Origin of the sequence: Pseudoxanthomonas sp. CF125 (assembly GCF_900104085.1) — a bacterium.
Lineage (GTDB): Bacteria > Pseudomonadota > Gammaproteobacteria > Xanthomonadales > Xanthomonadaceae > Pseudoxanthomonas_A.
On record NZ_FNLD01000001.1, the window covers coordinates 56289 to 80730 of the forward strand.

Annotated in this window: 22 protein-coding genes and 2 pseudogenes; 7 read left to right on the forward strand and 17 right to left on the reverse strand. The window is 64.7% G+C overall.

Features of this window, described 5'->3' with window-relative positions; all coding sequences use genetic code 11:
- The 11 genes and pseudogenes from nfi to rlmJ form a co-directional block, all read right to left on the reverse strand.
- Positions 1-726, reverse strand: a complete 726-nt coding sequence (nfi, locus tag BLR66_RS00290) for a deoxyribonuclease V (protein ID WP_093279661.1) — start codon at positions 724-726, stop codon at positions 1-3.
- 54 nt (positions 727-780) lie between these two features.
- Positions 781-1275, reverse strand: a complete 495-nt coding sequence (locus BLR66_RS00295; RefSeq protein WP_176943710.1) for a SixA phosphatase family protein — start codon at positions 1273-1275, stop codon at positions 781-783.
- A 20-nt stretch (positions 1276-1295) separates the two neighbouring features.
- Positions 1296-1628, reverse strand: a complete 333-nt coding sequence (locus BLR66_RS00300) for a hypothetical protein (RefSeq protein WP_093279663.1) — start codon at positions 1626-1628, stop codon at positions 1296-1298.
- 94 nt (positions 1629-1722) lie between these two features.
- Positions 1723-2163, reverse strand: a complete 441-nt coding sequence (locus tag BLR66_RS00305) for a hypothetical protein (RefSeq protein WP_143014510.1) — start codon at positions 2161-2163, stop codon at positions 1723-1725.
- A 110-nt stretch (positions 2164-2273) separates the two neighbouring features.
- A complete protein-coding gene (locus tag BLR66_RS00310) occupies positions 2274-2477 on the reverse strand; it encodes a hypothetical protein (RefSeq protein ID WP_093279665.1) in 204 nt (67 codons plus the stop codon).
- Positions 2478-2634: 157 nt separating this feature from the next.
- Positions 2635-4809, reverse strand: a pseudogene (mfd, locus tag BLR66_RS19490) (transcription-repair coupling factor); the annotation flags it as partial.
- A gap of 174 nt (positions 4810-4983) precedes the next feature.
- Positions 4984-6279, reverse strand: a pseudogene (locus BLR66_RS19495) (transcription-repair coupling factor); the annotation flags it as partial.
- 212 nt (positions 6280-6491) lie between these two features.
- Positions 6492-7544 carry a class I SAM-dependent methyltransferase gene (locus tag BLR66_RS00320; RefSeq protein ID WP_093279666.1) on the reverse strand — a complete coding sequence of 351 codons (1053 nt, stop codon included), beginning with the start codon at positions 7542-7544 and terminating at the stop codon, positions 6492-6494.
- A 177-nt stretch (positions 7545-7721) separates the two neighbouring features.
- Positions 7722-8264 (reverse strand): GNAT family N-acetyltransferase, encoded by a 543-nt coding sequence (locus tag BLR66_RS00325; protein WP_093279667.1) that lies wholly within the window; start codon positions 8262-8264, stop codon positions 7722-7724.
- A gap of 61 nt (positions 8265-8325) precedes the next feature.
- Positions 8326-9279, reverse strand: coding sequence for a DUF808 domain-containing protein (locus tag BLR66_RS00330; protein ID WP_093279668.1), 954 nt, complete (start codon positions 9277-9279; stop codon positions 8326-8328).
- A gap of 54 nt (positions 9280-9333) precedes the next feature.
- A complete protein-coding gene (gene rlmJ, locus BLR66_RS00335; RefSeq protein WP_093279669.1) occupies positions 9334-10191 on the reverse strand; it encodes a 23S rRNA (adenine(2030)-N(6))-methyltransferase RlmJ in 858 nt (285 codons plus the stop codon).
- Positions 10192-10209: 18 nt separating this feature from the next.
- Between rlmJ and creB the strand changes: the two genes are divergently transcribed.
- The 7 genes from creB to BLR66_RS00370 all read left to right on the forward strand — a co-directional run bounded on the left by creB (position 10210) and on the right by BLR66_RS00370 (position 16385).
- A complete protein-coding gene (gene creB / locus BLR66_RS00340; RefSeq protein WP_093279670.1) occupies positions 10210-10899 on the forward strand; it encodes a two-component system response regulator CreB in 690 nt (229 codons plus the stop codon).
- Positions 10899-12329 (forward strand): two-component system sensor histidine kinase CreC, encoded by a 1431-nt coding sequence (gene creC / locus BLR66_RS00345; RefSeq protein WP_093279671.1) that lies wholly within the window; start codon positions 10899-10901, stop codon positions 12327-12329. Before creB ends, creC begins: the two co-directional genes overlap by 1 nt.
- A gap of 272 nt (positions 12330-12601) precedes the next feature.
- Positions 12602-14011: a cell envelope integrity protein CreD gene (gene creD, locus BLR66_RS00350; RefSeq protein WP_093279672.1), complete on the forward strand. Its 1410-nt coding sequence runs from the start codon at positions 12602-12604 to the stop codon at positions 14009-14011.
- A 7-nt stretch (positions 14012-14018) separates the two neighbouring features.
- Positions 14019-14456 (forward strand): hypothetical protein, encoded by a 438-nt coding sequence (locus tag BLR66_RS00355; RefSeq protein ID WP_093279673.1) that lies wholly within the window; start codon positions 14019-14021, stop codon positions 14454-14456.
- A 150-nt stretch (positions 14457-14606) separates the two neighbouring features.
- Positions 14607-14855, forward strand: coding sequence for a hypothetical protein (locus tag BLR66_RS00360; protein ID WP_143014511.1), 249 nt, complete (start codon positions 14607-14609; stop codon positions 14853-14855).
- 43 nt (positions 14856-14898) lie between these two features.
- Positions 14899-15504 (forward strand): GNAT family N-acetyltransferase, encoded by a 606-nt coding sequence (locus BLR66_RS00365; RefSeq protein WP_093279675.1) that lies wholly within the window; start codon positions 14899-14901, stop codon positions 15502-15504.
- Entirely contained in the window at positions 15501-16385 is an 885-nt protein-coding gene (locus BLR66_RS00370; protein ID WP_093279676.1) for a carbon-nitrogen hydrolase family protein, read from the forward strand. The genes BLR66_RS00365 and BLR66_RS00370 overlap by 4 nt, the downstream gene beginning before the upstream one ends.
- Before the next feature lie 78 nt (positions 16386-16463).
- On the opposite strand, the gene BLR66_RS00375 is transcribed toward BLR66_RS00370, so the two are convergent.
- From BLR66_RS00375 to phoR, 6 genes are all read right to left on the reverse strand, one after another.
- Positions 16464-17021: a phosphatase PAP2 family protein gene (locus tag BLR66_RS00375; RefSeq protein ID WP_255402255.1), complete on the reverse strand. Its 558-nt coding sequence runs from the start codon at positions 17019-17021 to the stop codon at positions 16464-16466.
- Positions 16999-18141 (reverse strand): glycosyltransferase family 4 protein, encoded by a 1143-nt coding sequence (locus BLR66_RS00380; RefSeq protein ID WP_093284058.1) that lies wholly within the window; start codon positions 18139-18141, stop codon positions 16999-17001. The genes BLR66_RS00375 and BLR66_RS00380 overlap by 23 nt, the downstream gene beginning before the upstream one ends.
- Positions 18142-18263: 122 nt before the next feature.
- Entirely contained in the window at positions 18264-19238 is a 975-nt protein-coding gene (locus tag BLR66_RS00385; RefSeq protein WP_093279677.1) for an aldo/keto reductase, read from the reverse strand.
- Between the two features lie 4 nt (positions 19239-19242).
- Positions 19243-20772 carry an exopolyphosphatase gene (gene ppx, locus BLR66_RS00390; protein WP_093279678.1) on the reverse strand — a complete coding sequence of 510 codons (1530 nt, stop codon included), beginning with the start codon at positions 20770-20772 and terminating at the stop codon, positions 19243-19245.
- Between the two features lie 115 nt (positions 20773-20887).
- Positions 20888-22984 (reverse strand): polyphosphate kinase 1, encoded by a 2097-nt coding sequence (ppk1, locus tag BLR66_RS00395; RefSeq protein ID WP_093279679.1) that lies wholly within the window; start codon positions 22982-22984, stop codon positions 20888-20890.
- A complete protein-coding gene (phoR, locus tag BLR66_RS00400) occupies positions 22981-24318 on the reverse strand; it encodes a phosphate regulon sensor histidine kinase PhoR (protein WP_093279680.1) in 1338 nt (445 codons plus the stop codon). Before phoR ends, ppk1 begins: the two co-directional genes overlap by 4 nt.
- Positions 24319-24442 lie beyond the last annotated feature (124 nt).

The window sequence follows — 24442 nt, forward strand, 5'->3', positions numbered from 1 at the left end:
TCAAAAGAGACTGCCGTTATCCAGCGGGCCCGCGCTATCTGGCGGCAGCTCGCCGCGCCGGGATGCGATGCGGTCGGCCAGGCGGGTCGGTTCCGGCAGGCGGTAGCCCCGCAGCGTGCGTACGACCCATTCCACCGCGGTATCCATGGAAATCCGGTGGCCGGGCGAGACTATCAGCGGATTGCAGCGTGGTTTGCTGCGCAACGCCCAGCCGATCTGTTCGCCGCGATGCACGAGAGGAGCGCGGTCGCCTAATGCCGGCCCCGGGTCGTCATGGCGGCCCGCCAACACCTTCTTGGCCACACCGAGCGCCGGCAACCCCGTCGCGACACCGAAGTGCGCAGCGATTCCCAGCCGTCGCGGATGGGCGATGCCCTGGCCATCGACGAAGACCAGATCCGGCATTCGGGTCAGCATGGCCAGTGCGGCCATCAACGCCGGCAATTCGCGAAAGCTGAGCAGACCCGGCACATACGGCATCGAAGTCTCGACCCGGGCGATATGCGATTCGATGGGCTGAAGCATGGCGGCATCGAGTAGTACGACGGCGGCGCGGGTGATCGTGCCTTCTTCCTCGAACCCAACGTCGAAGCCCGCCAGTACCCGAGGGTCGGCGAAATCGTCGCGCAGCGAAACGCGCTCAGTCAGTTCCGATTGCAGCGTGCGCGCCGCGGCGATGCTGCCGTCCCAGTCGCCGAAGACGCCGGTTTCCTGAGTGGTATCCATGCGTCAAGGTTAACGCGGATCTGTTTGGACCGCGTGCAGGCGGCTTTGCGCCCGTCAGTAGGTTTCCTGCGACAAAGCGGTTTTGCCGTCGGTGCCGATGCGTATCCGGTAGAGGCGATCGAATTCGTCGTCGCCCATCGCTGCGACCTGCCGCCCGGACAGCGCGCCGACTATGTCGGGCACGGTATTGCTGTGGCCAACCACCAAGACTGTGCCGATCTTGTGCAGCGTGCGCAACCGCTCGGCGAACTGGGGCGCGGGCATTTGCGCATCGTAAGTGGTGACGCGCAGGAAATGATTCTCGGCGACAGGCTGTGCGGTCTGATAAGTGCGGCGGTAGGCGGTGGCGTAGGCGGCGTTGACCGTCGTGTCGTTCAGCAGAGTCGCCAGGCGCTGCGCGCGCGCCCGGCCGATCGGGCTGAGTGAGGGGTCGCGCGGGTCGTCGGCGCTTTTTTCCGCGTGCCGAACCACCACGAAAGTGACCGTATCGGCATCGCGCACCGGGACGGTGGAACAGGAAGCCAGGGCCAGCGCCGTGCCCGCGAGCATGGCCCCGGCCCAGGCACGCCTCAGTTTTTGGGGAAACGTTTCAAGCCTGTCTCGCCTTCCCCCGTGGTTTCGGCATCGGTCTTGATCCCGTTCTCGAAGCCGCCGCCCGTTCCCGAATACAACAGCCATACCGGTTTCTCGTTGCGCAGCAGATCGAGCGCGTTGTGGAAGTCGTCCAGATGGTAGTGCAGCGAGGGATTGGTCGCATCCGGTCCGTCGGCCGGCAACGCCTGGCCATTGGGGTGAAACACCAGTTGGCCGATATAGGCGCCGCCATGCTTGAGCCAGATCCGCGGAGCGAACTGGTTGGCGGCATACATCACTTCGTAACTCTCTATCCTGGTCAGTGCCACGTGCAATCTCCTTCAATGGAAATCCCCTGCAGGAGTAAACAGCGTAGAAAGCATCGCCAACCGGTCATCGCCGCTGCATCGGATCGTGACGGCGCTATTTGCTTTCGACCACTTTTCCGCCTTTCCACAAGTAGCGATAAGTCTTGTCCAGAGTGGGGCAGCAGCGCGGATCGTTGGGCGCGGGCATCTTCGATTTCACCACCACCATGCCCTTGTCGATGGCGATACTCTGTACGTCGCCCCATAGTTCGCCGGTTCCGACGTGCGCATAGCCCTTGCCGCGGTCCACGAAGACGTCGAGCCGATAGGACCAGTAAGTGGGGCCCAGCAATGCGGTCTGGACCACGATTTCGGGCTTGCCGTCGCCATCCAGATCGCCGATGACCGTCTTGATCGCGTCGTAGCTGACCTCGGCCGGCGGCAACGAGGCCAGGTAATTGGCGGCGATCTTTTCCGCCTCCGCCTGGGTGATCGCATAGGCCTGCGGCGAAGCAAGGAGCATGAGAACCGGGAACGCTGCAAGGAATTTACGCATGATTGCCTCCGTCGGTGGTGGTCTCCCGGCCGCCGGCTGGCGACAGTGGGCCATTCACTACCAACGCGCCCGCAAGCTGGCAACGGACAGGCTCAAATGGGTCGCGCTGTTCAGAAGCGGACGAAGAACGGCAGCGCGATCAATCCGGCGCCGATAACCACCATCAGCCATATGCTGGAAACGAAATACGGGAAGACCATCAGCCCCACTCCGCACAGCGCCGGCAGCAATGCCTTCTGGTTCTTCCCGTAAATGAAATAGCCCAGCCCCACCGAACCGAACAGCAAACCCCACAGCAGCGATGCGGTGTCCACGACTGTCTCCTTCCCGGTTTCGGCGGGGATCATTAGAGCAGACAAAGGACAAAGTGCGTGACCGTAGGTCGGGGCTACGCCCCCGACGTGCGCAGTGTCTGACATCTCCTGCACGTCGGGGGCGTAGCCCCGACCTACAGGCTAGTTCAGAGACTCCCTAGGATTTGGCCAGCGCCGCAAGCAGTCCGCGTGCGGCATTGAAACGGTCCGCAGCCTCCGGCAACGGAAGTTTGATGCGCAGCTTGTCCGGCCCGTCCATGGAATACAGCTTGGGCTGTTTCTGGATCATCTGGATCACCGACATCGGGTCGATATTGGGCTGCGCCTCGAACACGATGCGTCCGCCGTTCTCGCCCAGGTCCAGTTTACGGATGCCCATGGCGGTGGCCGCGAGTTTGAGTTCGGCGATGGCGAACAGATGCTTGGCCGCATCCGGCAGCAGGCCGAAGCGGTCGATCATCTCCACCTGCAGGTCGCGCAGTTCGTCGGCATCGGTCGCGCTGCTCACGCGCTTGTACAGCGTCAAACGGGTGTGAACATCGGGCAGATAGTCGTGCGGGATCAGCGAGGGGATATGCAGTTCGACTTCGGCGCCGTGCGCGGTGCCGGCGTCCAGGTCGGGCAGCTTGCCCAGGCGGATCGAACGCACCGCGCGCTCCAGAAGTTCGGTGTACAGACTGAAGCCGATCTCGGCCATCTGCCCGCTCTGGTCTTCGCCCAGCAGCTCGCCGGCGCCGCGGATTTCCAGGTCGTGCGTGGCCAGGGTGAAGCCGGCACCCAGTTCGTCCATGGCCGCGATCGCTTCCAGGCGGCGTTGCGCGTCGCCGGTCATCGCGCGCTTGTCCGGCACCACCAGATAGGCATAGGCGCGGTGGTGCGAACGGCCAACGCGGCCGCGCAACTGATGCAGCTGGGCCAGACCGAAGCGGTCGGCGCGGTTGATGATGATCGTATTGGCGTTGGGAATGTCGATGCCCGATTCGATGATCGTCGTGCACAGCAGTACATTGAAGCGCTGTTTCTGGAAATCCAGCATCACCTGTTCCAGCTCGCGTTCCGGCATTTGGCCGTGGGCCACGCCAATGCGCGCCTCGGGCACCAGCTCGGACAGATCACGCTGCATGCGGCCGATGCTTTCCACGTCGTTGTGCAGGAAGTAAAGCTGGCCGCCGCGCGCCAGCTCGCGCTGGAAGGCTTCGCGTAGCAGCGGCGCATCCCAGGGCGTGATGAAAGTCTGCACCGCCAGACGATTGGGCGGCGGAGTGGCGATGATGGACAGATCGCGCAGGCCGGCCATGGCCATGTTCAAGGTGCGCGGGATCGGCGTCGCAGTGAGGGTCAGCAGGTGCACGTTGGCGCGCAGCGCTTTCAGCGCTTCCTTCTGGCGCACGCCGAAGCGCTGTTCTTCATCGACGATCACCAGGCCCAGATCCTTGAACTTCACATCGGGCTGCAGCAGACGATGCGTGCCTACGATTACGTCCAGGGTGCCTTCGGTGACCTTGCGCAGTTCTTCCTTGATTTCCTTGGAGCTCTTGAAGCGCGACAGCACTTCCACCTTCAACGGCCAGTCGGCGAAGCGGTCGCGGAAGTTGCGGTAGTGCTGTTCGGCCAGCAGCGTGGTTGGCACCAGCACCGCGACCTGTTTGCCGGCGCTGGCGGCGGCGAAAGCGGCGCGTACGGCGACCTCGGTCTTGCCGAAGCCCACATCGCCGCAGACCACGCGGTCCATCGGCTGCGAGCTGGCCAGGTCGCGGATCACCGCTTCGATGGCGTGGTGCTGGTCGGGGGTTTCCTCGAACGGGAAACCGGCCGCGAAGGGTTCGTACATGGCGCGGTCCAGATGCAGCGCCAGGCCTGCGCGCGCTTGCCGGCGGGCCTGGATTTCCAGCAGTTCGGCGGCGACGTCGCGCACCTTTTCCGCGGCTTTGCGCTTGGCCTTGGTCCAGGCTTCGCCGCCCAGCGAATGCAGCGGCGCGGTTTCCACCGAGGCGCCCGAATAGCGGCTGATCAGATGCAGCTGCGCGACCGGCACGTACAGGCGGTCGCCCTTGGCGTATTCGATCTCCAGGTATTCGCCGGGCGTGCCGCCGGCTTCCAGTACCACCAGGCCGCGGTAACGGCCGACGCCATGGTCTTCGTGGACGATGGGCGCGCCTTCGCTGAGTTCGCCCAGGTCGCGGATGATCGCTTCGGGTTCGCGGCCGGTGCGGCGGCGACGGTGCGGTTGGGTGGCGCGTTCGGGGAACAGCTGGCGTTCGGTGAGCACCGCGATCTGCGGGTGGTCGAGGGCGAAGCCGTCTTCGAGCGGGGCAACCGCTATTGCGAAGCGCGGTCCCGCGCTCTCAAGCCCCGAGATATCAAACAGGTCGTCATGACCAGCCGTTCGGCTGTTGAGAGCCCCGCGAAGGCGGGAACCCAGTGACTTTGCTTCGGCTTTTGTTTTTCCTTCAACACCCAAAGCGGAAGTCGCTGGGTCCCCGCCTTCGCGGGGATGACGATCTGAGAGGAAATCGGTAAAGCTAGCGACGACCTGTGGCATCAGACCGGCTGCCTGCATCACCTCCGTCAGCGCCTCGCGACGCCCGGGCGAATCGGCGGCCACCAGCACGCGGCCGGTATAGCTGGAAAGAAACGACTTCACCGCAGCGGCAGGTTCGGCGTCCTTCGCGGCGAGCGGAAGCACCGGCACCGGCTGGTCGCCAAGCGGCTGCGATTCTTCGCGCCGCGGATGGTCTGGTCCGCACACTTCGATGCGCGCATTACGGTTCAGGCGCTCGCGCAATGCATCGGGTGCGAGATAAAGCTCGTCTGGTGGCACCAGCGGGCGTTCCAGATCATGGCGCCTCTGCTCGTAACGGTTGCGGGTCTGCGCCCAGAACGCTTCGGTGGCCTCGGTCACGCCTTCGGCGATCAGCGGCAGCGTGGTCGAGTCCAGATAATCGAACAAGGTCGCGGTCTGTTCGAAGAACAGCGGCAAGTAGTATTCGACCCCTGCCGGCGCGATGCCGGACTTGAGGTCCTGGTACAGCGAACTGCGCCGCGTATCCACGTCGAAACGTTCGCGCAACGCGTCCAGCGCGCGCTGCACCGACAGATCGTCCAGCGGTATTTCGCGGCCCGGCAGCATCTTCACCTGCGGAATCTTTTCCAGCGAGCGCTGGCTTTCCGGGTCGAAGGCGCGAATCGAGTCGATGGTGTCGTCCAGCAGCTCGATGCGCAGCGGCGCGTTTGCGCCCATCGGGAACACGTCGAGCAATCCGCCGCGAATGGCGAAATCGCCCGGGTCCAGCACCTGCGGCACGTTGCGGTAGCTGGCCGCTTCCAGGCGGCGTTTTTCCTGGTCGAAATCCAGGGTCTGGCCGACTTTCAGGTCGAAGCTGCCGCCGACCACGTAGCGCAACGGCGGCAATCGTTGCATCAGGGTCTGCACCGGCACCACCACCACGCCGCGCTTGAGGCCGGGCAGGGCATGCAGGGCGGCAAGCCGCTGCGAAATGATGTCCGGGTGCGGACTGAAACGGTCGTAGGCCAGGGTTTCCCAATCCGGGAACGGGAATACCGGCAGGTCGCCACCTTCGCCCAGCAGGGTGTGCAGGTCCGATTCCAACTGGTGCGCGCCATGGGTATCGCGCGTTACCACCAGCAGGGGACCGGTATGGGCCTCTGCTGCACGGGCCACCATCCAGGCCAGCGCGGTGGGGGAAACGGGCGCGCGCCACCAGGCACGCAATTGGCCGCTACGGGGCAGCGGCGGGAGGGGGGAACGTGGGGCGCGCGGGGAATTGGGGTCGGTAGGCATCGGCACACAAAACAGCAGCAGCGCCGGACGCGGTTGCGTCCAGCGCAAGGAAGGACGCGCAGTTTAGCGTGCCCGGCGTCAGGGCCTGTCGACAGGCATGGGCAGCGGGACGATCCATGCCAATGTCCTTGCAGATCCGAGCAAGCTCGGATCTGCAAGGCAAAGGCAAGAGCAGCCGGGCAAGCCCGGCTCTACAAAGTGCAGTCCGTTCGTTACGGCCGCGCTTCGAGCACCAGGTTGAACGGAGTCTCGGTAGCGCGCCGGAAGCGGCTGAAGCCACCCTCGTCGACCATGATCGCGCGCAGCCTCGCTTCTCCGGCCTGTGCGCCCAGCGCGGGCCCGTGGCGCGCCAGTGACACCGGTACGCAGATCTGCGAAGAAGCGCCGTAATAAACCCGCCCGACCGGATTGAGGTTCTCCTCGACGCTGTCGCCGGCGAACGGCTCCACCAGCAGGCAATGGCCGTCGGCTTTCAGCGCCTGGCGTGCGTGCCGCGCGGCACCAGCGGGATCGCCCATGTCGTGCAGGCAATCGAAGAAGGCGATCAGATCGAAGTCGCCGTCTGCATAGCCCACGGCGTCCGCGACTTCGAAGCGTGCGTTGGCCACGCCGGCCGCTGCCGCGCGCTCGTTGGCGATGCGGATCGATTCGGGGTGGTAGTCGTAGCCGATGAATTGCGAATTCGGGTAAGTCTGCGCCATCAACACGGTACTGGCGCCGTGGCCGCAGCCGACATCGGCGACTTTGGCGTTGCGGGCGAGTTTGTCCACCACTCCGTCCAGTGCGGGGAGCCATTCGCCGAGCAGGTGCGCGTGGTAGCCGGCCCGGAAGAATCGCTCGGTGCCGTGGAACAGGCAGGGGTGGTGCTCGCCCCATTCCATGCCGGCGCCGCTGCGGAAATTCTCCAGAGTGCGGTCCAGGGTATGGAAGGTGTCCTCGACGATGTTGTAGGCGCCAGGCAGATCGACCGGGCCGTCCGGATCGGCCAGGCACAGGGCTTGCTCGTCGCTCAGCGTGTATCGGCCGCTATCGGCGTCGTAGCTCACGTAGCCGCCGGCGGCCTGGTTGCCCAGCCATTCGCGGATGTAGCGCTCGTGGGTGCCGGTGCGCGCGGCGAGTTCGGCGGGAGTGGCGGGTTCTTCGGCCAGGGCCCGGTACAGGCCCAGCCGGTCGCCTACCAGCATCAGGCTGGCGCTGATCGCCGCCCCCAGGTCGCCGACCGCTTTGCCCAGAAAGTCGTTGAGTTTTGCTTGGTCTATGTTCATGTGCGGCTCTTCCCGATGGTGGCGCGGCGGTGCCTGCCGCAGGCCCCCCATCAGGCGCAACGCATTTGCGGGAAACAAGCGGACAGGACGACCACGAATCGTCCCGCACGCTGTTCTAGACGTGGCGATCGATTACGGAATCGTTTCTGTTTCCGCCCCTGCCGACCGCCAATCCGCTTATTCGTTGAGATCCAGCACCACCCGCACCAGGCCGGGGGTATCGTCCTCGCGCATGCGCTTGAAACCCAGCGACTGGGCCAGTTGCAGCATGGGATGGTTGTGGTCCAGCACATCGCCGTACAGGCGGTCCAGCTTCTTGGTCTTGGCCCATTTCACCAGTTTGCGCATGAGCTGGCGGCCCAGGCCCTGGCCGGCGATGAAATGGCTGACCAGGATGGCGAACTCCGCTTCGCGCGTACGCGGGGTGATGGAGGCGCGCGCGACCGCGCCCACCAGTGCTTCGCCGGGCGGCAGGTTTTCGGCGGCGACCAGCGCGAACTCGTTGCGCGGATCGGGATGGCACAGGCGGTGCGCCATTTCCGGGGTCAGTTCCTTCAGCGCATACAGGAAGCGCTGGCGCACTTCCTCGGGGCCCAGCAGCACGAACGCGCCCTGGATGGGTTCGGCGTCCTCGGGACGGATAGGGCGGATGAGCAGTTCGCGCCCATTGGGCATGCGGAAGTGCTCGTGCCAGGGCGGGAGACGTTTATGGCCATTCATGACAGGCGTATGTTCCCAGATTTGCGGTGAACGATTGCTCTAGCGCGGCGCCCGCCGGAGTTCACGTGGCCTGCTTTTTGCCGCGCAGGCGCGAAAACAGCGTCACCACCGCCACTACCACGCTACCCGCCACGATGCCGACGGCGGCATCGAACAGCATGGATACCAGCGTGCCCAGCGGGCCCTGAATGTAAGGCTCGATGAAATGATGCAGCGGGGGCAGGCCGTGCACCAGGATGCTGCCGCCGACCAGGAACATGGCGGCGGTGCCGGCGATGGACAGGAACTTCATCAGGTAGGGTGCGCTGCGCAGAATGCCGGTACCGAAGGCGCGCTTGAAGCGGGCCCAGCCGCCGTCGCCCGCATCCCGGTTCAGCGCCAGGCCGGCATCGTCCAGCTTCACGATGCCCGCCACCAGCCCGTACACGCCGATGGTCATGACCAGTGCGATGGCCACCAGGGTGAGCAGCTGTTCGGTCAGGGTCCGCCCGGCCAGGGTGCCCAGCGAGATCACGATGATCTCCGCGGACAGGATGAAGTCGGTGCGGATGGCGCCGCCGATCTTGTCCTTTTCGAACGCGACCATGTCCACGGTCTCGTCCTTCACCGCCTGCACCAGTTCGTTATGGTGTTTGTTCTCTTCGTCTTTGCCGTGCAGGAACTTGTGCGCCAGCTTCTCCACGCCCTCGAAGCACAGGAAAGCGCCGCCCAGCATCATCAGCGGCGTCACCAGCGGGATGTTGTAGCCCTTGCCGTGCAGCCAGCCTTCCAGCGCACTGATCGCCAGCGCGGCCGGCACCAGGATGGCCTTGTTGACCAGCGAACCCTTGGCCACCGCCCACACCACCGGCAGCTCGCGGTCGGCGTTGACGCCGGTGACTTGCTGCGCGTTCAGCGCCAGGTCGTCGCCCAGCACGCCCGCGGTCTTCTTGGCGGCGACTTTGGTCATCAGCGACACGTCGTCCAGCAAGGTGGCGATGTCGTCGATCAGGGCGAACAGGCTGGATCCGGCCATGGGGCGTCAGTGCGGCGAACGAAGGAGCCGCGATTCTCGCACAGGACCCATGCATCAGCCCTCGGCGCGCAGCCATTCCAGGCGGGTGGCTGCACCGGCTTCGCCCAGCGCCTTCTTCAGCAGCGGCAGCGCGGGGGCGATGTGCTGGTCGAACTGCCAGGGTGGGTTCAGCACCAACAGGCCGCTGCCGTTCAAGCGCAACGGCGAGTCGTCGGCGCGGATCTGCAATTCGGCCAATAGCACCGATTTGGCCGGTAACGCGGCGGCTTTGCGGAAGAACGGCTGCAAGATGCGGCGCTGCTTGATGGGGTACCAGATCGCATAGGTCGCCTGCGGCCAGCGCTCAAGCGCTTCGCGCACGGTGGAGATGATCTGCGGATATTCGTCGTCCTGCACTTCGTACGGCGGGTCTATCAGCACCAGCCCGCGCGCGAACTTGGTTGCGCCTTGTTTCGGCGGCAACATCGCCTTGATCGCCGCATAGCCGTCGCGCGCATGCACGGCCACGCGTGGGTCGTGGGCGAACAATTCCTTCAGCGCCGCCGCTTCTTCCGGCTGCAGTTCGCAGGCCGCTAGCCGGTCCTGTTCGCGCAGGGCTTGCGCAACCAGCAGCGGCGAACCGGGGTAGGCGATCAGCGCGCCGACCGGATTGTTGGCTTCCACCGCCCGCAGATAGCGTTCCACCACTTCAGGCATCTTCGCTTCGCCCATCAGCCTGAGGATGCCGGCGTCGGCCTCGCCGGTCTTGCGGCTCTCCGGCGCGGCCAGCAGGTAGCGCCCGCGTCCGGCGTGGGTGTCGAGCACGAAGAACGGCGCGTCCTTGCGTTTCAGTGCGTCCAGCAAAGCCAGCAACACGATGTGCTTGAGGACGTCGGCGTGGTTGCCGGCGTGGAAGGCGTGCTTGTAATTCATGGGGCAAGCATAACGTTTATGCTTCGCCCCATGCCCCTGATCCTCATTGCCGAAGACGAACCCGCCATCGCAGATGCGGTCTTGTACGCGCTGCGCAGCGAGGGCCTGGACGCCGAACACTGCCTGCTGGGCCGCGAAATCGCACCGCGCGTGCGCCAGGGCGGGGTCGATGTGGTGGTGCTGGACGTGGGTCTGCCGGACCGCAGCGGTTTCGATGTATGCCGCGAACTACGCGGTTTTAGCGAAGTGCCGGTGATCTTCCTGACCGCGCGCAACGACGAGATCGACCGCGTGCTGGGACTGGAGCTGGGAGCCGACGACTACATGGCCAAGCCGTTCTCGCCGCGCGAGCTGGTGGCGCGGGTGCGCGCGCGCCTGCGTAGAAGCCAGGCCGGACCAGCGGATGCGAAGGAGCAGGCGCAAGGCGACTTCGAGCTGGACCGCGAAGGCCACCGCATCCGTTTCCGCGGCAACGCACTGGAACTCACCCGCTACGAATACATGCTGCTGGCGGCCTTGCTGCACCGCCCTGGCGCCATTCTCAGCCGTGCGCAGCTGATGGATCGGGGCTGGGACAGCGATGCCGACAGCGCGGACCGCACCGTGGACACCCATATCAAGACCCTGCGCGCGAAGCTGCGCGCGGCCGGTGCCGAGAACGATCCGATCCGCACCCATCGCGGCCTCGGCTACGCGCTGGAGATCTGATGCGCCTGGGCTTGCGCTTGTTCCTTGGGTTCTTCCTGATCGTCGGGTTGGCGGCGTTTTTCGTGATGCGCGTGTTCGTAAACGAGGTGAAGCCGGGCGTGCGCCAGGCCATGGAATCCACGCTGGTCGATGCGGCCAACGTGCTGGCGGTGATGGCGACGGAGGACATGAAGGCCGGGCGGATCGCCAGCGGCAAGTTCGTACGCGATCTTGAAGTGGCGCGACAGCGCGACCTGCGCGCCACCATCTGGCAATTCCCCAAGCGCCATGTGGATTACCGCATTACCGTGACCGACGAGAAGGGCATCGTCGTATACGACTCGGAGGGCCGCGACCTGGGCCGCGACAATTCGCGATGGAACGACGTCTACCGCACTCTGCATGGCCAGTACGGTGCCCGTTCCAGCCCGCTGGTGCCCGGGGACAGGGAAAATACGGTGATGCACGTGGCCGCGCCCTTGCGCGACGGCAACCGCATCATCGGCGTGCTTACCCTGTCCCAGCCGAACGCCAGCATCGATCCGTTCATCACCGCCAGTCAGCGCAGCATCATGCGCCAGGGCGCGTGGCTGATCGGGCTGTCCGCATTGATCGGCTTGCTGATGACCTGGTGGCTGATGCGCGGCATCAACCGCCTCAACCGCTATGCGCAGGCGGTCAGCGCAGGCGAACGGGTGCCGCCCCTGCCATCGCGGCGCGATGAAATAGGCGATCTGGGACGTGCGGTCGAAACCATGCGCCGGAAGCTGGAAGGCAAGGCGTATGTCGAGCAATACGTGCAGTCGCTGACCCACGAGATGAAGAGTCCGCTGGCGGCGATCCGCGGCGCGGCCGAGCTGTTGCAGGAATCCTTGCCGGAGGAAGACCGCAAGCGTTTCGCGCACAACATCCAGACCCAGGAGCAGCGCCTCACCGAAACCATCGACAAGCTGCTGGCGCTGGCGGAAGTGGAACAGCACGGCTGGCTGCAGAAGCTGGAGCCGGTGAATGTCGCTTCGTTGCTGACCGAGTCGGGCGAGGACGTGTCGGCGAAACTGGCGGCATCCGGACTTGTCCTGTCGGTGGACGTCCACGATCAGCAGGCGACGATACAGGGGGATCCCTACCTGCTGCGGCAGGCGGTTTCCAATCTGCTGGACAACGCCATCGCATTCTCGCCTGCGGGCGGCACGATCTCCCTGTCCAGCAGCACGGTCGACCGGTACATCGAGATCCGGGTCGCCGATGAAGGCCCTGGCGTCCCGGACTACGCGCGGGACCGCGTTTTCGAACGCTTCTATTCGCTGGCGCGTCCGTCGACTGGCCTGCGCAGTTCGGGTCTGGGGTTGCCGTTCGTGCGTGAAGTGGCCCGATTGCATGGAGGCGAGGCGGAACTCACTTCGCTGGAAGGCGGTGGCGCGCTGGCTACGTTGCGGTTGCCCAAGGTCTGATCCAATAGGGCATCGTAGTAATTGGACGTCATCCAGGTAGGACGTCATCCCAGCGCAAGCTAGGATCCATCTTGATCTTGCTCCAGATATTCCAGTGCAAGGGCAAAGTCAAAATGGATCCCAGCTTGCGCTGGGATGACGACGGTTTTTTTGGAAGACGACTGGGGGAAACCTCGAACTATTCCCGACTTCACACAGACTTCAAATTCGCCTCAAACCTTCCACACAAGCCCGCTTCAGGCTATGCCCGTGTTCAATCCGGGGCAAAATCCATGAAGTCGTTCAAACTGTTGTTGCGCTTCCTTACCGTCGGCGGTCTGGTGCTGTTGCTGCTGATTCCGCTGCTGATGATCCGCGGGACCATCAGCGACCGAGAACAATACCAACAGCAAGCCACCGAACGCGTTTCCCAAAGCATGGCCGGGCCGCAGCAGTTCATCGGACCGCTGCGGGTGGTGCCGTACAAGGAAACCCGCGTCGCCGACACCCTCAACGCGGCCGGCAAGCCCGAGCGTAAGGCCGAGGTCGTGGAAGGCTATCTCTACCAGACGCCGAAAACGTTGCTCGTACAAGGCAGCCTCAAACCCGATACCCGTCGCATCGGCATCTACGACGTGCGCGTGTTCGAGTGGCAGGCTGGCGTGCAGGCCGGTTTCGAACCACTCGAGCTGCCTGCGGTGGAAGGCCGGGTCTATGGCGAGCCCACGCTGGTGATAGGCCTGGCGGACGTGCGCGGCGTGGTCGGTTCGCCGGACTTCAAGGTGGACGGTCGCCCGGTGGCGATGGAGTCGGGTACCGCCAGTCTCGCCGGACGCATGAGCGGCATGCACGCGGGCCTGCCGCAGGCGGCCGGTATCGCGCTGCCGGCCAGCCAGGTGATCGCCAATTTCCGGCTCAATGGCACCCAGGCGCTAGGCATCAGTCCGATCGCCGACAGCAACCGGATCACCATCGGCTCGACCTGGCCGCACCCGCTATTCGGTGGCAGTTTCCTGCCCAATCGCAAACAGATCCGTGCCGATGGATTTTCCGGCGACTGGGAAATCTCGTCGCTGGCCAGCTCGGCGCAATCGCAGCTGGGCGAGCAACTGAGCAAAGGGGAAGGCTCGTTGACCCGCCGCAGTCTGCGTAGCTACCGCGGGGACAGCAAAGAACTCTCCCCGGCCGCGGCGCCTTCGCCGTCCGGCGTCGATACTGGGATCGACAGTGTGGACATCAGCCTGGTCGATCCGACCGATGTCTACACTCAGGTCGATCGCGCCAGTAAGTACGGCATCCTGTTCGTGGTGCTCACCTTCGTGGCCTTCGGTCTGTTCGAGCTGATCAAGCGCCTGCCCATCCATCCCTTGCAGTATTTGCTGGTGGGCCTTGCGCTGGCGATTTTCTTCCTGTTGCTGCTCAGCCTGTCCGAGCACCTGGAGTTCGTGAAGGCCTACCTGATATCGGCGGTCGCCTGCATAGGCCTGCAGTTCGTCTATCTGTCGGGAGTGCTGAGAAGCTGGCTGCGCGCCAGCGGGTTCGCAGTGATGCTCACCGCGCTCTATGGCGTGCTCTACAGCCTGCTGATCTCCGAAGACAACGCCTTGCTGATGGGTTCGCTGCTGCTGTTCGGCATCCTGGCCGCGATCATGTGGATCACGCGCAAGGTGGACTGGTACGAACTCGGTTCCTCGCTGCGCTGAGGTCGGGATGGTCAATGCGCAGACATTGCACCGTCGCGCCGTAAGGGTGCTGCCGGAGGTCATCAAGACCTCCGGCGTGCTGCTGGATACGCCGGAACAGAGCAGGCTTGCGGCGATGCTGTTTCCATTCCGGCGCAGATCTAGTGGGGCGGTGCTGTTTCGCCTGTCCGAAGAGATAATCGGGGCGATGGCGGACGAGCCGCTGGCCTTCCTCAGTGCTGCCACGCGGGCCAGGAACGGTATCGGCCGCCAACGCGAGCCATTCGTCTATCGGGAATGGCGTGCGGCACGGCTTCCCGGCAACTGGTTTGGCGTTCGGACAAACCGCTCCGATGGACCCCACGCCCGACCTTGGCACGCCTACTTCACCAACAGAACGGACGGCAAGGCATCGTTGGTAGTGATTCCTGACGAACGCATAGTCGCCTACGTTTGGCGCGACTAGATTTGTCCGTGAGATGTCTTCTTCGAGAACAGCTTGCACGTGAACAAAATTTTCCCATACGTGGCCTTTTTCTTAATGCTGGTTCTCGGAGCGTGCGATCGTAGGCTCGCGCCCCGAGAGTTGAACGCTCTGGCTTCCGAAGGGGCCACCTTGAACGACACTGTCGTCGCTTCCGGCCCCATTCCCGCGAGCAGATGGCCTAATGCCATCCGCAAGTTGCGGCCGGAGCGGGTCTACCGTACTCCCGACGGCCTGTACATCACCATGGACAGCTTCTTCGTCGAAGAGCGTGGGCTGTTCGTTCCCGACTCGGCCGCCCGTTTGCTGCCGGGGCGAGAGTCGGACCCCAGCTACGAGAGCCTGGGCGAAGGCGTCTTCGCTTACACCATCAAGGGCTAGCCCGAATCTCGCCCCGGCCGGTGGCGTGCGGTAGAGTCCCGGGATGGACTCTCCGCACACCATCGGCCTCTTTCGCGGGCCCGAAATCCTGCCCTGGCTTGCTGATACGGCGCGCCTGCGCATAAGCGTGTTCCGCGAATGGCCGTATCTCTACGAAGGCAGTTTCGAATCCGAGCGGGATTATCTGGCGGCCTACGCGCAGTCGAAGGAAAGCCTGCTCGTCCTGGCCCTGGACGGCGACGAAGTAGTCGGCGCGTCTACGGGGATGCAGCTGGCCGACAGCGAGCCTGCGTTCCGCCAACCGTTCGTGGAGCAGGGCATGCCAGTCGAGTCGGTTTTCTATTTCGGCGAATCCGTGCTGCTTCCTGCCTATCGCGGGCGCGGCATCGGCCATGCCTTCTTCGACAGCCGCGAGGCGCATGCGCGTGCGCTGGGGCGGTTTCAATGGACGGCGTTCTGCTCCGTGGATCGAGACGCCGGGGATGCACGGCGCCCCGATGACTACCGGCCCAACGATGCGTTCTGGAGCAAGCGCGGCTATCAGAGTCGGCCAGGCATGACCATGCGCCTGCCATGGCAGGAAGCGGGTCGCGGCGAAGTGGACCATTCGCTTACCTTCTGGCTGCGCGAACTGGAGCAGGCCGCATGAAAGTCGCTGTCGCCAAATATCCGGTCGGCGCGCCGCGCGATTTCGCTGAGTTCGCCGGCAAGCAGGCGCAGTTGCTGGCCGAGGCGGCGCAAGCCGGAGCGGAAGTGGCGGTGTTGCCCGAATACCTGTCGCTGGAACTGGCCGCCAGCTTCGATGCCGCGACCAGCGGCGACCTGATCGCATCGCTGTCGGCGATCCAGCAGTACCGAGAGCAGTCGATCGAGTTGTATTCGCGATTGGCGCGTGAGTACCGTCTGTATCTTGTCGCCGGAAGTTTCCTGCTAGCGCACGGTGATGGCCGTTATCGCAACCGTAGCGACTGGTTCACGCCCGAGGGCGCGCACGGTTGGCAAGACAAGCTGCAACTGACCGGTTTCGAGAAATCCATCGGTGTGATCGAAGCCGGGGATGCTTTGAAAGTTTTCGAGGCTCAAGGCGTGCGTACGGGCATCTCAGTCTGCTACGACGCCGAATTCCCATTGCCGGTCCGCGCGCAGTACGAAAGCGGCGCGCGCCTGCTGCTGGTGCCCAGTTGCACCGACACCGAGGCCGGCGCCAGCCGTGTGCGCATTGGTTGCCTGGCACGGGCATTGGAGAACCGCATGTTCGTTGCCCAGTCGGTGACCGCCGGAGAAGCTGCCTGGAGCCCTGCGCTGGATACCAATACCGGAGAAGCCGCGATCTACGCCCCGATGGACGTCGGCCTGCCCGCAAACGGCATCGTGGCGCAGACCCGGGCCGATCAGGTCTGGGCGATGGCGGAATTGGATTTCGCAGTGTTGAAAGCCAGTCGCACTCACGCGCAAGTCGCCAACGACAGCGACTGGACCGGCCAATTGGCGCCCGGCATCGCGCGCGCAACGCTGTCCAAGGCGGTGTAGGAGCTGCGTAAGCTGCGACTGCATAACGCCGAACCTGCGTATGAACGCCGAAAATATCGGTCGCAGCTTACGCAGCTCCTACAGGAGAAGCAGGTCGCCCATGGCTCGCGTCGTCCACAGCGAAACCGCAGCCAGCAGGGAACCTATTCCGAACGCCGCCAACACATCGCTGGGGTAATGCAGGCCCAGCACAACGCGTGAAATCGCCACGCATATCGTGAAAGGAAGCAACAGCAACGCCAGTGCCGGATAGTGGGCAATCGCCACGATGCTGAAGGCCACCGCGTGCAGCGTATGACCGGACGGAAAACTGAATTCGTCCAGCGGCGCGACCCACGCGCGGATGCGCACATCGGAAGCGAAAGGCCGCGGGCGTCGGGTCCACCGTTTCAGCAACTTGTACAGAACCAGCGCGATGACGCCGGTGATGGCCAAGTGCGCCGAGGCGGCCAGCCCCGCCGTTCCGTCGAAGACGATCAGCGCGGCCATCAACACATACCAGAACACGCCGTCTCCCAGCCGGCTGATCGAAGCGAAGAAGCGGCGCACGCTGGTTCCCTCGCACAGGCGGTTGGCACGCAGGCACCAGCCTGCATCGTGCAAGCGCATGGGTTTACGCAACGGCAGCGGACGCATGTCGCCTCCTCGCCATCGCCAGACCGGCGAGCAGGGCATCGAAGTCGGCGGCCACCTGTGCCGGATGCAGACGCTGCATTGAGTCCCGCGCGCGCTGGCCCATGGCTTGGCGCAGGGCGTCGTCGGTGGCCAGTTTGATCGCAGCGGCGATGAAGTCCGCATCGTTGTCCACGGCCATGCCATCGATGCCGTGGTGTACGTGTTCGCGCGCAGCACCGTAATCGAACGCCACTACCGCAACACCGCTGGCCATCGCTTCGAGCGTGGTGTTGCCGAAGGTCTCGCTGTGGCTGGGGAACAGGAACAGATCGGCGCTGGCGAAGTGGCGCGCCACCTCGGCGCCGCGCTGCAGGCCGCAGAAGATGAAGTCGGGATGCTCCTGCGCCAGTTTTTGCCGTGCGGGTCCATCGCCTACCCATACGAAACGGGCGTCGGGCCGGCTGCGCTGCAGTTCGCGGAATGCGCGCACCGCAAGCTCCAGATTCTTTTCCGGTGCGATCCTTCCCAGGTAGATCACGGCCAGTCCGGAATCTCCCACGCCCCACGACCGGCGCAGCGCGTCGTCGCGCTTGTCCGGGGCGAACTGGTCTGCGTCCACCGCGCGCGCCAGCCGGACCGCGTGCTTGAAGTTCTGCGACTGCAGAAACTCCGCCAGCTCGCGGGTGGGCACCAGGGTGGCGTCGCCGCCATTGTGGAAGCGGCGCATCCAGCGCAGCGCGGTGCTTTCCAGGAACGGCATGCCGTAGTCGCGCATGTATTGATCGAAGCGGGTGTGAAAGCCGGTCGCTGCGGGAATGCCGAGCTTTCTCGCCGCCCGCAATGCCGACCAGCCCAGGGGGCCTTCCGTGGCCGCATAGATCGCATCCGGCGGATTGGCGGTCCAGAGCTCCAGCAGGCTCTTGGTAGCGGGAAAACCGAACTTCAGCCCAGGGTAGCGCGGCAAACCGGCGCCGCGCACCAGCAAGGTGTCCGAATCGGGGCGGAGTTCGTCCTGCTGCCGTGGACGGACCAACAGCACTTCATGGCCGCGGGCGCGCAAACCCTGCTCCAGACCCTGGACGGTGAGAGCGACACCGTTGATCTCGGGCGGATACGTTTCGGTGACGATGGCGTAGCGCATGCGTGACTCCACGTTTTGCGCATGCTGGGCGTCGGCCATGAAGCCGTTGTTTCAAGAAAATGACGTCGCGATGACATGGCCTTGCCGCAACAGGACGATATGTCCCGTCCGTTGCTTCCGGGCTACGGCACGGATTGTCCGCGCATGGCGGTCAACAGGGCGTACCACTCCTCGCGCGTAAGTCGCAGTTCGTCCGCGGCGCAGACGGCCGTCAATCGCGCGGGATCTGTGGTGCCGACGATAGGCTGGATGTCGGCAGGGTGGCGCAGCAGCCAGGCAGTGAGGACCGCCTCTGCGGAAACATTGTTTTCCCGAGCCATCTCCTGCACCAGGGCAGCGGCCGAGCGCATCGGCTCGTCCATGCCGGCGAGGGGAGCCGAGAACTTACCGCTCGCCAGCGGTGCCCACGCCTGCACCAGAATGCCGTGCTCGCGGCAGTAATCCAGAGTGCCGGCGGTGTCCGCATGAATGCCGTCGAGCCGGTTGAAGAGAACGCCTTCGGAAATCGGATAGTGATGCAGCAGGCTCAACTCGATCTGGTTGGCCACCAGCGGCTGATCCACGTACTTGCGCAGCAGCGATATCTGCGACGCACTGTGATTGCTGATGCCGAAGTGGCGCACCTTTCCGCTGCGCTGCAGCTCGTCGAATGCGGCGGCCACTTCCGCCGGTTCGGCGAGTGGATCGGGCCGGTGCAGCAGCAGAAGGTCGAGGTGTCCGGTGTTCAGGCGGCGGAGCGAGCCTTCGACCGAGCGCAACAGATGCTCGCGGCTGAAATCGTAGCGCCCCGGACTGTTTGCACTCGGGTTGCCGGCAAAGCGGATGCCGCACTTGGACTGCAGCACGATGCGATCGCGCAGGCCCGGGGTCCGCTGCAATACTTCGCCGAACAAGCGTTCCGACTTTCCACGCGCGTAGATGTCGGCGTGATCGAACAGGGTGATGCCCAGCTCCACCGCAGTGTTTATCGCGCCAGTCGCGGCGGATATCTCGGCGGTGGTGATGTCCTCGTCGTCCCAGGCGCGGCTCAGGTGCATGCAGCCGTAAGCAATGCGGGAAACTTCGAGATCCGAATGCGGGATGCGACAGGTTTGCATGGCGTCAATCGACGAAAGGACGGAACGCCACGCTCAGGCCGGCCATATCCTCCGGCTCGCTGATCAGATCGGCGCGCAGCAGGGGGCGGGCTTCGATCCATTTCTTCGAAATGACCAGCTGCAGCGCATCTCCGTTGCCGGTGAGCTCCAGCTTCGGTATGGGTTCGGCATCGTGCGAGCGGTGCAGCAGCACCGACAGGCGCAGCAAGGCGGCCTTGCGCTTGGCGCTTAGCAGCAGGCGGTCGGGCAACGCATCGAAAGCCGTCTTGGGGACGCCGCGCCGATGGGTGCGCACCAGCGCGGCCAGCACCTGCTGTTCCTGGCGCGAAAAACCGGAGATGTCCGAGTTTTCGATCAGATAGGCGCCATGCACGTGGTACTGGCTGTGCGCCACCGCCAGGCCGATTTCGTGCAGTCGCGCGGCCCAGCCGAGTTGCCTGGCGTCGTCGTCGTCCAGGCCCCAGGTCTCCGCGACCTGCTCGAACAGGCGCATCGCGGTGCCTTCCACGCGCGCCGCCTGCGCCGCGTCTATGCCGTAGCGCTGGGTCAGCGAGGAAACCGAGGCATCGCGCGGATCGTTGTCGCTGCCGCGGCCCAGCATGTCGTAGAGGATGCCTTCACGCATCGCGGCTTTGCTGACCATCAGGCGTTGCAGCCCCAGGGCCTCGAAGGCCGCCTCGAGCACCAGCACGCCGCCGGCGATGATCGGGCGGCGGTCGTTGGACAGGCCCGGTAACTCTATGGCGTCGATATGGGTGGCTTGCAGCAGGCGATCGCGCACTTGCGGCAGCGCTTCGGCGGTGATCGCACCCTTGGTCAGCTTCATCGCCGCGCAGATTTCGCCGATGGCCTTGTGGGTGCCGGAAGAGCCCAGCGCCTCCTGCCAGCCCAGCGCCCGGTACAGCCCAGCGAACTGCTGGAATTCAGCGCCGATTTCGGTCAAGGCTTCTTTCCAGCGTTTCTTGGACAATTTTCCGCCGGGGAAGAACCGGCGGGTGCTGGCGATGCAACCGACTTGCAGACTCTCGCGTTCGATCTGTTCGAAGCCGCGGCCGATGATGAACTCGGTGGAGCCGCCGCCGATGTCGATCACCAGCCGCAGTTGCCCTGGCTTGGGGGGCTGCGCATGGGCCACGCCCAGATAGATCAGGCGCGCTTCCTCGCGGCCGGAAACCACTTCGATCGCATGGCCCAGCGCGGTTTCCGCAGGCATCAGGAAGCTCTGCGGCGAGGACAGCTGGCGCACCGTGTTGGTCGCCAGCGCGCGCACGCGCAGCGAGGGGATATCGCGGATGCGCTGTCCGAAACGCGCCAGGCATTCCAGGCCGCGCTGGCGCGCAGCGGAGGACAGGCCGCCCTTGCCGTCCAGCCCGTCGGCCATGCGTACGGTTTCGCGCAGGCGGTCCACCACCCGCAACTGGCCCAGCGTGTAACGCGCCACGACCATGTGGAAACTGTTGGAGCCGATGTCGACCGCGGCCAGCTGGTCGCCGTCTTGGAGAGGTGGGGAGACGGCGGAGGCGGGGAAGGGCATGGTGCAAGTTTAACGGTAACCGGACCCGGAAGGTTTTGTAGAGCCGGGCTTGCTCGGCTGTTTTTGATCCTCAAGCAAGAGCGGCCGAGCAAGCCCGGCTCTACACGAGGGAACGTCAGACCTTGGCCAGCAACGCAGCCTGCGCCGAATGCGGCGTCTCGCCTTCGGCGGGCGACAGCTTGTGGTATTCGCCGTCGGCATCCAGTTCCCAGGCGTTGCAGTTGTCGTCCAGGTAGTTCTGCAGAGCTTCCTTGAACACGCGCTCGGCCAGGTCTTCGTCCAGGATCGGGAAGCAGGTCTCCACACGGTGCAGCAGATTGCGCTCCAGCCAGTCCGCACTGGCGCAGTAGAGCTCGGGTTCGCCGTCGTTGCCGAACCAGTAGATGCGGCTGTGCTCGAGGAAGCGACCGACGATGGAGCGCACGCGGATGTTCTCAGACACTCCCGGTACGCCCGGACGCAGCGCGCAGGCGCCGCGCACGATCAGGTCGATGCCGACCCCGGCCTGCGAAGCGGCGTACAGCGCGCGGATGATGCGTGGCTCGTTGATGGCGTTGATCTTGATGATGATGCGGCCGGTTTTGCCGGCGCGCGCGAGCTTGGCTTCGCGCTCGATCTTCTTCAACAAGCCCGTATGCAGGGTGAAAGGCGACTGCAGCAGGCGCTTGAGCTTGGTGGAAGGCGCCAGCCCCGACAGCTGCTGGAACAGCAGGTGCACGTCGTTGCCGATATCCGGATCGGCGGTGATCAGGCCCAGGTCGGTGTACGCGCGCGCGGTGCCGCTGTGGTAGTTGCCGGTGCCCAGGTGCACGTAGCGGCGCAGCTTGCGGCCTTCGCGGCGCACGATGAGCAGCATCTTGCCGTGGGTCTTGAAGCCGACCACGCCGTAGACGACCTGCACCCCGGCTTCCTGCAGGCGGTCGGCCACGCCCAGGTTGGCGTCCTCGTCGAAGCGCGCGCGCAGTTCCACCACCACGGTGACGTCCTTGCCGTTGCGCGCGGCTAGGATCAGCGCATCGACGATGGCCGAATCCTTGCCGGTGCGGTACAGCGTCTGCTTGATCGCCAGCACGTTGGGGTCGGTGGCCGACTGGCGGATCAGTTCCAGCACCGGCGTGAAGGCGTCGAAGGGGTGGTGCATCAGCACATCGCCGTCGTCGACGGTCTCGAACATGGCGTCCTGTCCGCGCAGCGTGCGCGGGGTGAAGCTGGGGTACTTCAGCTCCGCCCTGGCCACCAGATCGTAGACTTGGGTGACGCGATTCAGGTTGACCGGCCCGTCGATCAGATAGACCGCATTTTCCGGCAGATCGAAATTCTGCAGCAGCGTGCGCATGATCGGCTTGGGGCAGTCCTTGGCGATTTCCAGCCGCACCGCCGGGTTGTAGCCGCGGCCGACCAGTTCGTCGCGCAAGGCCAGCGCCAGGTTCTCGACTTCGGCTTCGTCCACTACCAGCTCGGAATTGCGGGTTACGCGAAACTGGTAGGCGCCTTTGACTTCCATGCCCGGGAACATCTCGTCGGCGAAGGCCGACAGCACCGAGGACAGCAGCACGAAGTCGTGCTCGCCGCCGGATACGCGTTGCGGCAGATGGATGATACGGGGCAGCGAACGCGGCGCACGCACGATGGCCAGGTGGCCGGCGCGTCCGAACGCATCCTTGCCCTTCAGCACCACCACGATGTTCAGCGACTTGTTGAGGATTTTCGGGAACGGATGCGACGGATCCAGGCCAAGCGGCGACAGTACCGGCATGATTTCGTCGCGGAAATAGGCGCGCAGCCAGCGCGTCTGCCGCGCGTTCCAGGAATCGCGCCCCAGCACGCGCACGCCGGCTTCGTTGAGCGAAGGGCGGATCACCTCGTTCCAGCATTTGTACTGCGCATCGACCAGTTGCGCGGCGCGGTCGTGGATCTTGTTGAGGATGCTCGCCGGGCTCATGCCGTCGGCGGCGGCGGGCACTCCGAAATCCATGGCGTGGCGCACGGTGGCGGCGCGGATCTCGAAGAATTCGTCCAGGTTGGTGCAAGAAATGCACAGAAAACGCAGCCGCTCCAGCAACGGCACTTGCGGATCCAGCGCCTGCGCCAGCACCCGGAAGTTGAAATCCAGCTGCGACAACTCGCGATTGAGGTACAGCGACGGATCGCGCAGCGGATCGCCCTCGCTGGGAGCGTCGATGGCGGGCAGGCTGGGGTAGGCGGCAGTCATGCGATCTGGCTCTGGGAAGGAGGATGTGCTGCAGCGGGGTCTCGCGGGTGCACCCGTTCGGCGCCGAAATGGATGGAGAAAGTGCTGCCCTGGCCGACTTCGCTCGCTATCTCCAGCCTGGCCTGATGCAGGTTGAGCACATGCTTGACGATCGACAGGCCCAGGCCGGTGCCGCCGCTTTCGCGCGAGCGGCTGGTGGAGACGCGGTAGAAGCGCTCGGTGATGCGCGGCAGGTGCGATTGTGGGATGCCGTAGCCGGTATCGCGCACGCTCAGCACCGCGCCGTCGGCCTCGCGCGCGAAGCGCAGGGTGATGGTGCCGCCGACCGGCGTATAGCGCACCGCATTGCTGACCAGGTTGGAGAAAGCGCTGTGCAGTTCCTTGTTGGAACCCCACAGGTCGCACCCGGCTTCGTCCACCACCACCAGCGTATGCCGGTGAAGGCTCAAGGCTTCGGCTTCGCGTTTCAGGGTAGCCAGCATCGGCGCCATCGCCACGCTTTCGTCGGGCAGGCTGTCCTGCGCTTCCAGCCGCGACAGGGTCAGCAGGTCCTCCACGAGCTGGGTCATGCGTTGCGACTGCCGCTGCATCTCGGCCAGGATCGGCGTCCATTCCGGGAAATCGGTCGGGTCCAGCATGTCCAGATAGCCGTGGATCACGGTCAACGGCGTGCGCAATTCGTGCGAGACGTTGGCCACGAAATCCTGACGCACTTGTTCCAGCCGTAGCATCTTGCTGACATCGCGCGCGACCAGCAGCCAGTACTGATCCGAATAGGGAATCAGGCGCAGATTGAGGCGGAGTTCGGGATCGACCGGCGATGCGGCATCCAGCATCGGTTCGGCGTTGCGGCCGGCCGCCAGCCAGTGCGAAAGCGACATCGGTTGCAGGCGTTCGCCGATGGGCGTGCCCATGTCGGTGTGCTGCAGGCCGAGCAGAGTGGTCGCCGCTTTGTTGAACCATTGCACGCGCTGGGTGTTGCGTTCCACCACCACCACTGCATCGGGCAGAGCTGCGGCGGCAGCGCGATAGGCGCGCAGCATGTCCAGCAATCTGCGTTTGCGGGTGCGCATTTCCGACTGGCCGCGGTAGAGCAGGCGGTCCAGTTCGTTCCATACGCCATCGCCGCGCGCCGGTTCCATCCGTTGCCGCGCCGTCAGCCGCAACAGAACCTTGCGCAGCCGCCAGTAGTGCCAGGCCACCACACCCAATGCGGCGAAAGTGACCACAGCCCAGACATGCCCCAGCAACCAGCCCACCAGCGCAGCCACCGCCAGCACCGCGACCAGTTGGCCGAGGGTCTTGAACCAGGCGGAGCGGATGTGTTGAGGCATAAGTCGTTGGGATTCGGGATTCGGGATTGAGGATTCGTCAATCAGGAGCCGGGCCAGAGCGGAGAATCAATAGATCCTAATAGCTCTAGGTGACAAGTTCTTACAAATCCCGAATCCCAAATCC